We start from the raw sequence: 15,795 nt of genomic DNA, 5'->3' as shown, positions 1-15,795 counted from the left end.
CGTTCCCACTCGGCATCACTCAGATCTCCCCGTCCCATGCCCACATCAACGACCCGGCCGTGAAGTAGTCACATGATCGACCGGACAAGTCCTAGCCGAGTTCGTCCTTGACTTGTTTGTAGCTCTGCTCGATCCAGTGTCGGATGCCGTAGATCCGGACGACTTCGTGCAGGTCGGCGGCGGGTTCGGGGCTGTCGGCCTCTCGGGGGCCGCCGGGGCGGGGCAGGTCGGTGGCCAGGTACCAGGTGGACTGTGCGGGCAGGGTGGTCGGGTTGGTGGTGGCCACGACCAGGCGGACGTTTCCGTCGGGGCCCCACCAGCCGAGACGGGCGTCTGCTGCCCACCAGGTTTCGGTGTGCCCGTCGCGGAAGGTCCGCTCGACAGCAGTCCAGTCGCCTGGGTGCAGGGGGTCTGTCCAGGTCAGGGCGCGGGCGGCATCGGTGGGGGTGTAGGCGTCTTTTCCGTAGGCCCAGGTGCCGTGGCATGGTTTGAGGGCCATGACGAACGGCAGTCCGGCCGCGGCGAGTTGGCTGCGGAAACTGTCCTGGTCGCCGTAGGCGCAGTCGGCAGCCACCGCTCGGAAGGCTATTCCGGTGGCCTTGGCTGTGCGGGCCAGTTCGGCGGCGATCTGCAGCTTCGTACGGAAACTGGGGTCGCACCTGCCTTTGGGGAAGTGATGGGCCGGGGTGTAGGGCACGGCGTGCAGGGGGTAGTAGAGGTTTTCGTCTGCCCAGCAGGTGGTCACGGTGACGATGCCGTTGTCGGTCTTGCCCAGCCGGCCCAGCCACTGCCGGCCGATGTGCGCGGTCGCCTTTCCGTCCTTGCGGTCGCCTGAATCGTCGATCACCAGCACGCCGCCCGAGTGCGGCGTGGTCACGGAGCCCGCCAGCAGCAGTGCCACCCTGCGGGCGTTGACCTGCTCGTGGTCCCACGTCGACTCGGAGAGGAAAAATTTGAGCCGCTGTACCGAAGCATGCGGGCACCTGCGATGGGCTCGGTGCCGGCCAGGCAGGTCAGCGTCTTGTTGCGGTCTCGTGGCAACAGCAGCCCCACGAGGTACTCGCGGAACCCACGGCGCTGTGCCAGTGTGGAGAACAGGTCATCGAAGCGTGCGGCGTAGGCTTCCAGCGGCCCGGAGCGGGTGGACACGGAACACGACGGGTCATCACAAGCTCCCCGAGCAGCGAGGCGACGTTCCTCTGCTACCGGCCTACTACGGCCCTGAACCGCCGTCAACAAACTACCGCTAGTGGTGTCCAGGCTGCGGAGACGACGCTCTCTATGGCGGCTTTGCGGCAGCAGGGGCTGCCCATGCGGGGGAAGCGGCCGTAGGCGGCGATCTCGGTGGGGAGACTGTGCACCATCCGCGTGCCGTCGCGGGTGGGGAGGGTGCGGGTGGCTTCGATGTGCCGGTCGGCGGGGATCCCGAACGCGGCGCATTGCAGCGCGGCGAGCCGAATGGGGCCAGGGCCTCCCGGCAGCCCGCGGGTCCCGAGGCGCCGACCGGTCACTACCGGTCGGCCGCCGCCGTGTTTGTCCCGCCGCCGTACGCCTCGGCGACCAGCCGCAAGGGGTCCGACCGCACGCCGAAGCGGTCGCGCAGTGCACGCCGCGCGGCGTGCACTCCGCACATCCCGTGCACCGCCTGGCCCGGTGGAGTGGAGGCGGAGCACAGGTAAATGCCCGGGAGCGGTGTCCGGTATGGGTCCCAGCGGGCGGCCGGTCGCATCACCAGTTGCCAGGCGGTCGTCGCGCCGCCGGAGATGTCCCCGCCCACGTAGTTGGGGTTGTGCAGGCCCTGTTCGACCGCGGTGACGACGTGCTCGGCGAGGATCAGGTCCCGGAAGCCGGGAGCGAACCGTTCCACCTGTTGCTTGATCTGTTCGCTGACGTCCCTGGTGGACCCGTTCGGTACGTGGGCGTAGGTCCAGAGCACATGCCGTCCGGCAGGGGCACGCCCCGGGTCCACCACCCCCGGTTGTACGGCCAGCACGAAGGGACGTTCGGCGTGGTGGCCGGCCGCCACGCCGGACTCCGCCCGTACCGCCTCGGCGCGTGAACCCACCAGGTGCAAGGTGCCCGCCTTCGCGCAGTCCGGTGCGGACCACGGCACCGGACCGGACAGGGCGAAGTCCACCTTGCACGCCGCGCCGCCGTGCCGGAAGCCGCGCAGTTGACGGCGGTACCGTTCGGGCAGTCGTGGGCCCGCGATCTCCAGCAGGGCATCCGGTGCAACGTCCAGGAGAACGGCCCGCGCGGGTGGCAGTTCGTCAAGCGACCGTACCCGGTGGCCGGTGACGATGCTGCCACCGTGCTCGGTCAACTGCCCCACCATCGCGTCGACGATGGCCTGGCTGCCGCCGATCGGCAGTGGCCAGCCGACGGAATGGGCGAGCGACCCGAGGAGGAGGCCTACGCCGGCCGAGGCGAGTGTGCGGGGCGGTGCGATGGAGTGGCACGCGACGCCCGTCAGCAGGGCGGGGGCGAGATCGCCGCGGAACCGGGTATTCCACCACGGCGACGCTTGTTCGGTGACGCGCAGCCCGAGGCGTGCGAGGGCCGTCATCTGCGGGGGGATCCCGCGCAGGTCGGACATCGCCGCCTCCACCAGCGGTTCCGTCCGATCGACCAGCGGGCGGAGTAGGCGGGACCAACTGGATCCATCCGGCCCCAACCCGGCGGCGGTACGGTCCAGGTCACGCCATGCCACCGCGGCCCGGCCGTTGTCCAGAGGGTGGGCGTACGACGCCTCCGGCCAGGCCATCCGGACACCCTGGGAGGCCAGATCGAAGGCGCGGAAGAACGGGGACGCGACCGCCATCGGGTGCACCGCCGAGCAGACGTCGTGACGGTATCCCGGCAGGGTCAGTTCCCGCGTGCGGACGCCGCCGCCTACGCTGTCGGCCGCCTCGTGGACCTGGACCCGCAGCCCGGCAGCGGCCAGGACCAGGGCGGCCGCGAGCCCGTTCGGGCCGGAGCCGACCACGACCGCGTCGATGTCGTTGTCGCCCACATCATCTCCGATCCAGGGTTGATCCGATACAAGCCGTTCGAGCGCGACGTTCCCGGCCGACCGACCGGCTGGACGTTAACGTCGGCGGCTACCTGCTCACCCGCCCGATCGCACGCGTGCCGCCATCGTGCGCACGGTGCGGACCTCGTGTACCTGGGCCAGTGGGATGGTCACGCCGAAGCGCTTGCGCACCTCGCTGAGGAGTCGGATGGCGGTTAGCGAGTTGGCGCCGAGGTCGTACAGGTCCGTCTCCGGCGTGACCGGGGGCACGCGCAGGATGCGGGACCACACGTCCGCCAGTTCGGCCTCCACGGACCCGCCCGCCGGGAGCCCATCCGCTGGCATCGGCTCCGCCGGGACCGCCGGAGCGGCCGGAGCGGTGGGTGTCGGCGGCTCCGGCTGGATCGCGGTGAGTCGGCCGCGGTCGACCTTGCCGTTGCGGGTGAGCGGCAGCGCGTCGTGCCAGACCACCACGGCCGGGATCATGTAGCCGGGCAGGTGCACGGCCAGCCGCCCGCGCAGTTCGTCCAGTCCGGGACGGTTCGCACCGGCCGGGACCAGGTGGGCCGCCAGGCGGTCGCCGTACGTCCCGGCCTGTCGGACCACGACGGCCTGCTGTATCTCGGGCAGGGCCGTCAGCCGCGTCTCGACCTCGCCCGCCTCGATCCGGTAGCCATTGACCTTGATTTGGAAGTCGCTGCGGCCGAGAATCTCGATCGACCCGTCCGGCAGGAATCGGCCCAGATCACCGGTGCGGTACAGCCCGTCCGCGAAGCGGTCCGCGGTGCGCGCGGGGTCGCCGTGGTAGCCCTGGGCCACGCCGGTGCCACCAGCCCAAATCTCTCCGGTCACCCAGTCCGGTCGGTCCCAGCCCTCGGGGCCGCGGACGTGGGCGGTGTTGTTGCGGTTCGGCCGCCCGTACGGCACCGGCCGACTGCCGTCGTCATCGGCGTCCACCTGGTGGAGGATGTTCCAGATGGTCGTCTCGGTCGGGCCGCCCAGCGAGACGACCTCGAGGTCGGGCTTGAGCCGGAGGAGCGCTGCGGGGAACTCCGGCGGGATCCGGTCGCCGCTCATCATGACCAGCCGCAGTGCGCCGATCCGGCCCGGCGCCGATTCGGCCTCCTCGCTCAGCATCGCCATGATCGCCGGTACCGAGTTCCACACCGTCACGCGGTGCTCCGTGCAGAGGTCCAGCCAGTGGGCGGGATCCGCCGCCCGGTCTGCGTCCGGCAGCACGATCCCAGCGCCGACCGACAGCGCACCGAACACGTCGTACACGGACAGGTCGAAATTGAACGCGCTGATGCCGAAGAAGCGGTCTGTCGCGTCGACGCCGAACCGGGCTGTGCAGTCGGCGACCACGTTCGCGACGTTGCGGTGACTGACCATCACGCCCTTGGGCTGTCCGGTGGTACCGGAGGTGTAGAGCACGTACGCGAGGTCGTCGGTGGTCGCCCCGGCTGCCGGCTCCACCGGCTCGACGGGGCCCACCGGCCCCGCCGCGTCGAGCAGCAGCGTGTCCGGCTCCGTACCGGGCGCGCCGCTGCCGGGCACGTTGGTGAGCACGCACCGCGCTCCGCCGTCGCGGAGCAGGTACGTGCGTCGCTCGTCGGGCAGGTCCGCGTCGACCGGCAGATACGCGGCCCCGGCGAGCAACGCGGCCAGGATGCCGATGATCTGCTCCGGCCCGCGCCGCATGACCAGCCCGACCAAGTCGCCGCGGCCGACCCCGCGCTCCCGCAGCCACGCGGCGGCGCCCTGCGCGCGGTGGAGCAGTCCGCCGTAACTCACGACGCCGCTCGTGGTGATCACCGCCGGGGCGTCGGGACGCGCCGCGGCCTGTGCGACGACGTCCTCCCACAGCATGCGCGTGGCCAGCGGCGCCGCGGTGTCGTTGGTCTCGGCCCGCCGCCGCCGCTGGTCTTCGGGCAGCAGGTCGTGCGTGGTCTCCGTCCAGCCTGCCGCGTCGCAGAGCTGGTCCAGCAGCTGCTGGAAGCTGGCGACCAGGGCGGCCGGAAGCCCGTCCGGGAACAGCGGGTCCGCCGAGTCGACCCGCACGACCAGGTCGCCCGTCTGCTCCATCGCGAAGACGTCGAGGTGGGTCCGCGGAGCCTGGCCGACCGAGAAGACCTCGCGGCCGAACAGCTCGAGCGCGGCTCCGTCGAGGCCGGAGCGCTTGTGCCCGATGGCGGAGGTGAACGCGTACGACGTCTGCGGGTACGCGGTGCCGGACCTGGCCGCCTGGTGCGGCGCGGCGCCGAAGGCGTGCCCGTGCTCCGCGGCGGCGTGCATCCGCTGCTGCACCGGCGCACAGCGCTGGGCGAACGTGGCCGCCGGGTCGATGGCGACCTCGATGGGCAGGACGTCCGAGAAGCCGCCGATCGCGCCGGGGGGCGGCTGGAGACTCCCGGTGGTGCGCTCCACCGTTGTGGCGATCGTGAACCGCTCGCCGCCGCCCCAGTACGCCAGCACCTGGCTGTAGGCGGTCAGTAGCGCCGCGCTCGGCGTGATGCCCAGGCGGAGCGCGTGCGCCTTGAATGCGGACCAGTGTCCGGCGGTCAGCCGTACCTGACGTTGTGTGAACCGTGGCCGGGCCACTGGGGGATTGGGGGCCAGCGGCAGTTCGGGGGCGAGCGCGAGGTCGTTGAGCCGTTCGCGCCAGAAGGCCAAGGAGCGCTGGGCCTCGGCGTCGTTCCGGGGGTCCTTCGGTTCCGCGACCTCGCGGGAAAACGCGGTCTCCGCCTCTGTGGGGGCGTCGCCCTGGTAGGCCCGCCACCATTCCCGGAAGAACAGGAACATGCTGCCAGCGTCCATGGTCAGCCGGTCATGGTTGACGTGCAGCACCATCCGGTCGTCGGCCAGGACGCTCACCTCGACGTGCACCGACGGCGTCCAGTCCGGTGGGGCGACCCGGTGCGAGGCGCGCTCCCGGTAGGCGGTCCGCGCCTGGTCGCGTGCCCGGCGCGGCAGTTGCCGCAGGTCCCGGACCCGGACGTGCACCGGTACGTCGTCGTGCACCACCTGGGACCCGTCGGAGGTGAACGCGGTGCGCAGCGCCGGATGCCGCGCCACTACGGTGCGTAGCGCCGCCTCCAGCCGCGTCAGGTCCCAGTGCCCCTCGATCTCGTGGTAGACGTTGCCGGCGCCGCCCGGTTCGGGGTCGTAGCTGGTGAGGATCATGACTGACCTTTCGGAGTTACGCGGGGGCGGCCTGTTTCGCGTGGCCCACTTACGCGGGGGCGGCCTGCTTTCGCCCGGCCCACTTGGTGGTCGGTACGGCCAGCAGCCCCGCTCCCAGCAGCAGGAGCCCCAGGACGATCCAGCCCGCCGTGCCGACGGTCAGGCACAGCGTGGTGACCAGGGCCTGGGAGGTGAGGCGTCCTATCGCCGTGCCGTTGGAGAGCAGCCCGAGGTACTCGCCCTGTGCCTCCGCGGGGGCCAGGCCGAAGCTCAGCTCGTAGACCGATGCGGTCGACCAGATCTCCCCGAGGGTGTACACGACGATGGCGACGATGAGGGCGACCGTGGCAGGGGTCGCCGACATGTGCCCCAGGAAGCCGATCAGCGCGAGCGAGGCCAGGAAGGCGAGTCCCGCTCTGACCATGACCCGGGCTGCCGAGAGCAGAGACTCCATCCCTTGGGACATCCGTACCTGCAGGAGCACCACCAGGACGGTGTTGAGCGGGACCACCAGCCCCACGACCCAGCGCGGCACCTGGGTATGCAGCGAGATCCACAGCGGCAGGACCAGGGTGAGGACCGGGAACTGCTGCATGATCACCGCGTTGATCCCGATCAGTGTCAGGTACGGGCGGTCGGTGAAAACCCGCCACCGCCTGCTCGCCGTGCCGGTGGCTTTGGTGCCCGGCACGCGCGGCATCCTGAGCGTCATCAGCGCGCACACGGCGAACGACAGGGCGTCGCAGCCAATCATCGACTGGTAGGCGAGCGGGCTGTCCACGTTGATGGCGACCGCCGCCACCGGGCCGACCAGGGTGACGCCCAGGTTCATCGCGGTGCGCAGGCGTGAGCGCAGCTGGGCCGCCCGCTCGCCTCCGGCGGCACGGACCAGCGGCCCGCGCGAGGAACTGCTCGCCGAGGCCGCCAGGAAGGCGATGGTGGTGACGGCCACGAACGAAACCAGTGAGCGGGTGAGCAGCAAGGCGCTGGTCGCGAGTGCCTCCGCGACCAGCGACACCACATAGGTCTCGCGTGGTCCGCGGCGGTCGGCGATGCGGCCCACGGGGACGCCGGCCAGCATGCCGATCAGGCCCGAGACCGTGAGCCAGAGCCCGACCTCGGACGGCGTCAGGCCGACACAGCGCACGAAGTAGAGCGAACTCGTGGTCAGGAACAGGCCGTTGCCGGCGGAGTTGATCAGCGTGGACCAGTAGAGGTTGCGCCCCGGGCCGGGCTCCGGTAGCACGGACGTCAGCGCGCGGCGGATCGCGGCCCGGGGCGTCGTGGCTGTCTGCGTCACACCGTTTCCGGGGCTTGTACGGTTACGGCCTGTGAGAACCACGCGGCCGCGGCAAGGGTGCGCTCGCGGACCTGCTCCTCGCTGTCGCCGACGATGATGACGGCGCCGGCTTTCATGTTCGACGCAGCGCTGAACGACGGGATCTGCGAACCGGGGGCGATGCTGATGGCGGCCTCCACGCAGCCGGGCTGTGCCAGGAGCTCCGACTCGTCGGGCACGTGCTCGGCCACGCCGGCCGGTGCCTGGAGGTGGACCCAGCCGCACTGCTCCTTGCTGGGCTCGGCCGGCTCCCCCGGGGGCAGGCCCAGCGCCGCGCGGGCCCACTCGTCTGCCAGGTCGACGCCGAAGCGGCGGAGCACGATGTCCTGGACGACGCCGCCGCCCAGGCGTCCACCGACCTCGCTGAACGTGAGCTCGCCGTCCTTCTCGAAGGCTTCGGCGTGGAAGATCCCGTCCTCGTGGCCGACGGCGTCGAGGACCCCGGTCAGCAGGGACTGGGCCTTCGAGTAGAGGTCCGGGTTCTCGTTCGGGTCGAGCAGGACCGATCCGACCAGTCCGCCGGACTTGATGTCGATCACGTTCTGGAAGTAGCGCGAGACCGAGAGCGCCCGGATGACTCCGGCCCGCACGACCCCGTCGAGGTGGAGTTCCTCCCCTTCCATGAACTCCTCCATCAGCCAGGGGCCGCGGGGAGGCTGCTGGTAGGTCTCGACGAGGGAGGCCAGCTCGGCGGCGTCGGAGACGACGTGGGTGTCCTGCGAACCGGCGCCGGTGAGCGGCTTGATGACGATCGGATAGGTCAGCTGTTCACCGTCCAGGTCGGACAGGAGGTCCGGCATCTGCGCACCGGCCACGGGAAGTCCCGCTTCGCGGACGAGGCGCTTCTGAACGAACTTGTCACGCAGGGCGATCGCGGCGGAGAGCTTCATGCCGACCGCCTTTCCGTGCTCGGCGAGCAGCGCCGCGGCGACGATCGGCCACTCGCCGATCGTGCACACGAAGTCGAACTCGTCGATTGCGATCTCGGCCCTGGCCAGGCCGGCCAGGATCTGCTCTACATCGCCGTCGTTCGGCACGGCCACGTGGGTCGTGTCGGGGGCGTGGGACTTGGCCCTGCGCACGTGCCGGGGAGCGATCACGGACACCACGTCGGCATGGTGCTCTTTGAGCGCCAGGAACGCCGGGGTGTTCCAGCCGATCATCAGAACTCGGGGAGAAACGGTGCTGGACATTGTGTACGCCTATCCATAGGTCGTTGGCCGACTGCCCGGCAGCCGAAGGCACGGGCGATCGGTTTGTTCGCTGGCTCGATCGGGGCGGGACGGCGAAAACAGAATTTGCTGGGGAATATGCGCCCCCGGTACTGCGGCAGGTCTTCGGTTTCGACGCCGGCCGTCGCCGCTTCATCCCCGACAGGCATTCCAGTCGGGGAATCTTCTATCAGCCTGCCGGTGATCACGTCAAAGGATAAAAACGCCGGGACAAATTCCTTCGATCTCCCCAGAAGGGGGCTTTTGCGACCCCCTTGGAGGGGTGGCCGAGCATCTTGATAGTAAAAAGATCTTGAAGACTTTGAGCCGCCCATGCAGGCGTCTACCTGGCAGAACCGGGCGAAACGATCAGTGCAAAACGCCATTGACTGCCCATTCAGGCTTTGCCTTGATCGCAAAATCTCTGAGTCGGCCCTGACAACCTGCGATCGTGCGCTTACTGTTTTTGCAGCGCGACATGGGCATGACAGGCAGTGTGTGTATCGAGTCCCACTCCGCTTGGAACGCAGCTCGTTTGCTCGTGCGGGAGTGGCGCAGGCCGAAGTGCTGTGCAGATCGATTTCGAAACCGCAGATTTCGCCTTGTCTGACCGGGGGGCGTCCGGGACGATCCCCAGCCGGCCGTATTGTGAATGCGATCTAGAAGGGGTGGACTATGTCTGCGGACGGGGGTGTCGCGATTGCCGGGGAAATCCCGGTCATGGCACGCGACGTAGCAGTCATCGGGATGGCCGTCCGGATGCCGGAGGCCGACGATCTGTCGCAGTTCCTGGCGAATCTTCAGAACGGCCGCGACAGCGTCCGGGAGCTGTCCGCCGAGCGCCGTAGCCGTACGGCACTGTCGATCGACGCGCGGTACCAGCTCAACGGTTACATCGAGGACATCGACTCGTTCGACGACGCGGTTTTCGGGATCTCCCCGGGCGAGGCGCGGAACATGGCGCCGGAACACCGGCTGCTCCTGCAAAGCGCGTACCAGGCGCTGGAGAACGCCGGATACGATCCGACCTCGCTCGACGGCACCCGGACCTCGGTCTACGTCGGCGACACCCGGCTGGTCTACCAGCAGCTCGCACGCCAGGTCGAGCCGACCATGGTGATGGGCACCCACGCTGCGGCCACCGCGGGCCGGATCGCACGGTTCTTCGGGCTCCGCGGGCCGGCCGCCATGGTCGACTCGTCCTGTTCGTCGGCCCTGCTCGCCGTCCACCACGGCGTGAACGACCTGCTGCTCGGCGACGCCGAGCTGGCCCTGGTCTGCGGCGTCAACCTGAACCTCTTCGGCGACCCGAAGGACGACGAGGACGAGCTGGACCTCGGCATCCGGTCCGCAGACGGCAAGACCCGGGCATTCTCGGCGGATGCGGACGGCACCGGCTCCGGCGAGGCCGTCGTCAGCGTCCTACTCAAGCCGCTGGACCGAGCGCTGCGCGACGGGGACGTCGTCCATGCCGTCATCAAGGGCACCGCAGCTAACAACGTGGCGGGCCGCTCCGGCAGCCTCACCGCGCCGGACAGTTCGGCGCAGGCCGAGGTGATCGAGCAGGCGTGGGCGAAGGCCGCCGTCGACCCCACCACGATCTCCTACATCGAGGCGCACGGGACCGCCACGCGGCTCGGCGATCCGATCGAGATCGAGGCCATCGACATGGCGTTCAGTCGCGTGACGGACCGTAAGCAGTTCTGCGCGCTCTCCTCGGTGAAGAGCAACATCGGACACACCTGGAGTGCGTCTGGCCTGGCCGGTCTGGTCAAAGCGGTGCTCGCACTGCGGAACCGGCAGCTCTTCCCCAGCCTCCACGCGCAGACGATGAGCCCGCTGATCGACTTCGCGAACTCGTCGGTCACCGTGACCAGGGAACTGACGCCGTGGGAGCCGGCTGCCGGCGTCCGCCGGGCCGGCGTTAGCGCGTTCGGCGTCATGGGGACCAACGTGCACGCCGTCCTGGAGGAGGCGCCCGCCCGCGAGGAGCCAGGCCCCTCCTCGAACACCGGCAACTGGATCCCCGTTTCGGCGAGGACATCCACGGCGCTCGCCGCCAATGCCGAGGCCCTGCGGTCCTGGCTCGTCGAGCACCCGGACCTGTGCATCGAGGACGTCCAGCGCACCCTGGTCACGGGCCGGCAGCACTTCCCGTACCGGGCCTGCGTCACCGCGGCCGATACGGCCGGGCTCACCGCCGCGCTCGCCGACCCCGCGACGACCGGCCCGGAGAGCAGCGCCGCGGTCACCGTCATCCTGGTCTCCGGACGGTGCACGGCGTCTGCTTCGCTGACCGCCTCCCTGCGTCGCGCGCACCCCGAGTTCGACCGGCTGTACGTACAGGCCGAGCAGGCCGCCGGTGCGCACGCCGGAGACCCGAAGGCGGGCCGGTTCGCCTTCCAGTACGCGATGTACGGCCTGCTGGGACGGATGGGCGTCGAGTCGCGCCACGTTGTCGGGGAGGGCGTCGGCAAGCTGGTGATCGACGCGAGCCTCGGCCGGGTCGAAGTCGCCGAAGCAGTACGGCAGGCGGTGAACGCCGAGGACGCCGACGCTGGTGACCTGGACGCCCGCGTCGACCGTCTGCTCGCCGCGCTGGGCGACCAGCGGGTGCTGTTCGTCGAGGCCGGCCCCATGTCGACGGTCTCCTCGGCGATCGCGGGCCGCGGTGGCGCCGCACGCTCCGTCGTGGCGCTCGCCGAACGCCCCGATGCCTTCCAGGCCTTTCTTTGTGACATGTATCTGACAGGGGCCCGCTGGAGGTGGGCGGAGACCGCCGGCGACGGCCGCAGGATCGAACTGCCCTCCTATCAGTTCGACCGCACCCGCTGCTGGCTGGACCCCGCCAACACGGTGGCGCCCGCCCCGCAGGTCGGCGGAGCGGTCACCGGCGCGACGGCCGCCGTCAACCCGGCCCAGGCCGTTCAGCCCGCCGATGTGCTCGGGTCGGTCCTGGCGGCCTGGCAGGGCGTGCTAGGCATCGAGACCATCGCTCCCGACGAGTCCTTCTTCAACCTCGGTGGCGACTCGATCGGCGCCATCCAGGTGCTCAACCGGCTCCAGACGGTGTACGGCGTGGAGCTCGACCCCTACGCGATCTTCGACTACGAGACGGCGGCCGAACTCGCGGCCCACCTCGAAAAGTTGGCGGACATCACCGCCTTCGCCACCACGACGCCTGCCGTGCAGGGCGCGCCGCCGGACCTCGACGCCGCGCCGACCTCCGCGGAGCAGCTGAACGTATGGCTCGCGGCCGAGTTCGCGGGCGGCTCAGTGGCCTTCAACCTGATCCGCAGCTTCGAACTGACCGGGACTGTCAACACCGAGGCGCTGCGGCGCGCCCTGGACGCACTGACCGCACGGCACGACGCGCTGCGGGCCGTCTTCTCCTACGCGGACGAGGAGTTGACCCAGCGGATCACCCCGGCAGCCGGATTCACCGTGCCGCTGGAGCTGCTGGAAGCGCCGCTGGACAGGGACGCGCACGGCGCCGTGGACAGCGTCGCGCTGGCCAAGGCCTTCGCCTCCCGTCCGTTCGACCTAGCGAAGGGCCCCCTGCTACGGGCCCAGTTGGCGTCCATTGGCGCCGACCGCCACCTGCTGACGCTCTGCACCCACCACGTCGTCGTCGACGGTTGGTCGCTGGGGCTGCTGGTCCGGGACCTGGGCGCCTACTACGCCCACTTCGACCGCGGCGCGGCCTTGGACCTGCCAGAGATCGGCATCGGCTACGGCGAGCACTATCGCAAGCTGGCACAGCAGGCTAGCGGCCGCCACGACGATGCCGCCGCCTACTGGCTCGACCGGTTCGGCACCCCGGTGGCGGCACTCGACCTGCCGGCCGCCCCCGCCGCCTCGGAGGACCTGCCCTCCTACCGCGGCGCCTACCGGCACTACGAGCTCCCCGTGCCGCTGTGGCAGCGGCTCAAGTCGTTCTGCCAGGCCGGCGGGGTGACGGTGTTCACCTCGATGCTGAGCGCCGTCGCCGCCGCGCTCCACGGGTACAGCCGGGACGGCGACCTGGTCATCGGCACCCTGATCGCGGGGCGCAACAGCGAATCGCTGGAGCATCTGGTGGCGATGCTGATCCGGTCCCTGCCGCTCCGACTGAGGGTTGACACTGACGGCAGCTTCGAGCAGCTGTCGGAGACGGTCCGCACCACGTTCGTCGACGCCCTGCGCAACAGCGACTACCCCTATGAGGAACTGGTGGAGGAGCTGCAGCAGCGCGGCCTGCTCGAGGCCTCGGGCCTGTTCGACGTCATCGTGGCGTTCCAGCAGTTCGGCGAGGACGGCGAGGCGCCGCACCGCGCTCTCGCGGGACCCGGCCTCACCGTCCGGCCGGTCGAGGTGAACCTGGACACCAGGGACGTCCCGATCAACATCATGATGGCGGAGGAGGAGGGCACGGTCCGCTCGGCCATCCGCTTCGACAGCGGCCGGTTCACCGCGGAGATGATCGACCGGCTCTGGGCGGACATCAGCCGCCTGCTCGACCGGGCGCTCGACGCCCCCTCGGCCCCGATGCACCTCGCCGCGAGCCCGGCCAACGGCACGACGGCCGAGCCGGCCACAGCCGCCCCCGCTCCGGCCGGAGCACAGGGGCCCTCCAACGCCGTCACCCAGGACCTCGCGGGGATCTGGTGTGAGGTGCTGGGCGTCTCCGACGTCACGGAGGAGGACCGGTTCTTCGATGTCGGCGGCAACTCGCTGCGCGCCATCAAGTTGCTGGCACGGGTCCAGAGCCGACTGGGCGTCACGCTCGACCTGAAAACGTTCTTCGTCAGCCCCACGATCGCCGGCCTCGCCGAGGCTCTTGCCGAGGCCCAGCGGCAGGTGGTCGCACCGATCCCGAGCCTGGGCGGCCCGGGGGAGTACGAGGGCGCCCGCACGCAGGACCTGCTGATGGAGATCGACCGCGGGAGCGCCTACCCCGGTGCCTTCCACCGCAACGACCTGCAGGAACTGCGCGGCCCGCTTGACCCGTCGCTGCTGCGGCGCGGCTTCGAGCTGCTGGCCGAGCGGCACGAGAGCATGCGGACGACCTGCGACCTCGTCGACGGTCGGACCGTGCAGACCGTGCACGCGCCGAGTGCCCTCCCCCTCAACTACCGCTTCCACGACATGACCGGCAGCTCCGCGGAGCAGGTCCACGAGTTCGTGGTCGCCCGCAAGGACGAGCCGTTCGAGACGGCGCGGGAGCCGCTGGTGCGGGCCGACCTGATCCGCCTCGACACCGACACCCACCTGCTGCTCACATCGATCCACCACCTGTTCGCCGACGGTTCGTCCGCGCGGGTGCTCTTCCGCGATTGGCACGAGCTGTACGAGGCACTGGTGGCCGGACGCGCCGCCGACCTACCGGAACTCCCGATCCAGTACAAGGACGCCGCGGCCTGGCGCAACGACCGGCTGACCCCCGAAGTCCGCAGCGAGCACCGGGAGTTCTGGCGCCGGGAGCTGAGCGGGCTGGCCGTGCCGGTACCGCTTCCGGCCGACCTGCCACGGCCCGAGGTCAGCGCGCTCGCCGGCGATCGCCTGTACCTGACCCTCCCGACCGACCTCGCCGAGCGGTTCGGGGCACTCGCCCGGCAGCACTCGGTCACCGAGTTCACCGTCGGCTGGTGCGCGGTCGGGCTGCTCCTCGCCACAACAGGAGTCACCGACTCCCTGATCGGGACGTACTCCCTCGGCCGGGACCGCCAGGAGTTCGAGGACCAGATCGGCACCTTCATCGGCACCGTCCCGCTGCGCCTCAAGGTAGGCGCGGACGACGAGGTGCCGGCGCTGCTCGCCCGGGCCCAGCAGACAATCCTGCGAGCGTTCGAGCACGACGAGTACCCGTACGGCGAGATCATGCGCGACCTGGGCTGGCAGCGCGGCCCCGAGCGCAGCCCGCTCTTCGACGTCGTGGTCAACCTGGACCAAATGGAATCCGGCTGGGACGCGGCACCGGTCGGGGCGACCGTCGCCTTCGTCCCGAAGGACATCCACCGGCGCGCCAAGCAGGCCGACCTGCAATTCGTCTTCCAGCGCTACGCCGACGGCCTGGTCCTGGCGATGAGCTACAACACGGAGGTCTTCTCGCCGGACTTGGCGCAGCTGATCCTGCGGCGCCTGCAGGCGGTGCTCCACGGCATGACCACCGCACGACCCATCAGCGACATCCTGACCCAGGAGGAATTCCCCCATGACCGGTCTCCCCGATAAGAACTTCCTTACCGCCCTGGACCACGGGCGTGCCGCCACCGGTGAACGCGCCGAACAAGGCGGCGTGGTTCGCGAGTTCTCGGAGGACCGCTCGTCCTGCCAGATCCGGTTCTCCCGGCTCTCGGCGGACGACGCCGACGCCGTGATCGAGGCCGAGAAGGCCCTCGCTGACAAGGGCGGCTACGAGCTGGAATGGAAGCTCTACACCCACGACGCGCCCTCCGACCTGGCCGCGCGCCTGGAGGCCGCCGGCTTCGTCGCCGACGACCAGGAGCAGGTGCTGGCCCTGCCGCTGGACGCGGAGACGATGGCGGTCTTCGACGCCAGCGCCTTCGACGTGCGCCGTGTGGTCGACGAGGAGGGCCTCGCCGACTACGCCGAGATCGCCCGGGAGATCGGCCGCAAGAACGCAGACTCGGAGCGGCGCCGACTGTGGGCCTGTCTGCAGGAGACGCCGGACGTGATGAGCGTCCACGTGGCCTACGTGGGCTCGGAGCCCGTGGCCGGCGGGCGGGTGCACTACCCCGAGGGCGCCGCCTACGCGGAACTGGCCGGCGGCCGGACGAAGACGACGCACCGGCTGCGCGGCATGTTCACCGCGGTCGTGGGCTCCCGGCTGGCGGAGGTCTCCGCCCGGGGACTGGACCTCGTCTTCACCGACGCCCTGCCCACCTCGGAGCCGATCCTCGCCAAGCGTGGATTCCGGACTGTGGTCGGGACGCAGCCGTTCGTCTACACGCCGTCGTCCTGACCCACCGGACAGCCGTCCTCGCCCCTGACCGCGGCCCCGATCGACCAGCCGACGCGCACCGATCGGGGCCGCGCAGCCCGCAGCG

At 70.3% G+C, this 15,795-nt stretch carries 7 protein-coding genes; 2 read left to right on the top strand and 5 right to left on the bottom strand.

Going from position 1 to position 15,795, the window contains the following annotated elements:
- Nucleotides 1-91 precede the first annotated feature (91 nt).
- From ABZV34_RS31715 to ABZV34_RS31695, 5 genes are all read right to left on the bottom strand, one after another.
- Nucleotides 92-1,012, bottom strand: a complete 921-nt coding sequence (locus tag ABZV34_RS31715; protein WP_356284261.1) for a transposase — start codon at nt 1,010-1,012, stop codon at nt 92-94.
- A 498-nt stretch (nt 1,013-1,510) separates the two neighbouring features.
- Entirely contained in the window at nt 1,511-3,013 is a 1,503-nt protein-coding gene (locus ABZV34_RS31710) for an NAD(P)/FAD-dependent oxidoreductase (RefSeq protein ID WP_356284258.1), read from the bottom strand.
- Between the two features lie 96 nt (nt 3,014-3,109).
- Nucleotides 3,110-6,196 (bottom strand): amino acid adenylation domain-containing protein, encoded by a 3,087-nt coding sequence (locus tag ABZV34_RS31705; protein ID WP_356284255.1) that lies wholly within the window; start codon nt 6,194-6,196, stop codon nt 3,110-3,112.
- A gap of 49 nt (nt 6,197-6,245) precedes the next feature.
- On the bottom strand, nt 6,246-7,496 hold the full coding sequence (locus tag ABZV34_RS31700) for an MFS transporter (RefSeq protein ID WP_356284252.1): 1,251 nt from the start codon (nt 7,494-7,496) through the stop codon (nt 6,246-6,248).
- Entirely contained in the window at nt 7,493-8,728 is a 1,236-nt protein-coding gene (locus ABZV34_RS31695) for an ATP-grasp domain-containing protein (RefSeq protein WP_356284249.1), read from the bottom strand. Before ABZV34_RS31695 ends, ABZV34_RS31700 begins: the two co-directional genes overlap by 4 nt.
- A 738-nt stretch (nt 8,729-9,466) precedes the next feature.
- Here ABZV34_RS31695 and ABZV34_RS31690 point away from each other — a divergent pair.
- Together ABZV34_RS31690 and ABZV34_RS31685 are read left to right on the top strand one after the other, a co-directional pair.
- A complete protein-coding gene (locus tag ABZV34_RS31690; protein WP_356284246.1) occupies nt 9,467-14,959 on the top strand; it encodes a condensation domain-containing protein in 5,493 nt (1,830 codons plus the stop codon).
- Nucleotides 14,940-15,710 carry a hypothetical protein gene (locus ABZV34_RS31685; protein WP_356284244.1) on the top strand — a complete coding sequence of 257 codons (771 nt, stop codon included), beginning with the start codon at nt 14,940-14,942 and terminating at the stop codon, nt 15,708-15,710. Before ABZV34_RS31690 ends, ABZV34_RS31685 begins: the two co-directional genes overlap by 20 nt.
- Nucleotides 15,711-15,795 lie beyond the last annotated feature (85 nt).

Origin of the sequence: Streptomyces sp. NPDC005195, assembly GCF_040608315.1 — a bacterium.
Lineage (GTDB): Bacteria > Actinomycetota > Actinomycetes > Streptomycetales > Streptomycetaceae > Streptomyces > Streptomyces kaempferi.
Note: the sequence above shows the minus strand (reverse complement) of the source record. Positions and strands in the feature narration are given on the sequence as shown.